This is a genomic window from Wolbachia endosymbiont of Tuta absoluta (assembly GCF_059414725.1).
This window is the reverse complement of the sequence record NZ_JBNRJY010000460.1, coordinates 1-429: the sequence shown is the minus strand read 5'-3', so window position 1 is coordinate 429 and position 429 is coordinate 1. Positions and strand designations below refer to the sequence as shown.

Here is a 429-nt window from a genome sequence, read left to right as displayed (position 1 = left end):
CGCTGGCAACAAAGGATAAGGGTTGCGCTCGTTGCGGGACTTAACCCAACATTTCACAACACGAGCTGACGACAGCCATGCAGCACCTGTCTCAGAGTTCCCGAAGGCACCAATCCATCTCTGGAAAGTTCTCTGGATGTCAAGAGTAGGTAAGGTTCTTCGCGTTGCATCGAATTAAACCACATGCTCCACCGCTTGTGCGGGCCCCCGTCAATTCATTTGAGTTTTAACCTTGCGGCCGTACTCCCCAGGCGGTCGATTTAACGCGTTAGCTCCGGAAGCCACGCCTCAAGGGCACAACCTCCAAATCGACATCGTTTACAGCGTGGACTACCAGGGTATCTAATCCTGTTTGCTCCCCACGCTTTCGCACCTGAGCGTCAGTCTTCGTCCAGGGGGCCGCCTTCGCCACCGGTATTCCTCCAGATC

At 54.8% G+C, this 429-nt stretch carries 1 rRNA gene; it reads right to left on the bottom strand.

Annotation, left to right across the window (positions count from 1 at the left end):
• Positions 1–429: ribosomal RNA gene (locus tag ACJ5GX_RS04995) — 16S ribosomal RNA — on the bottom strand; the annotation flags it as partial.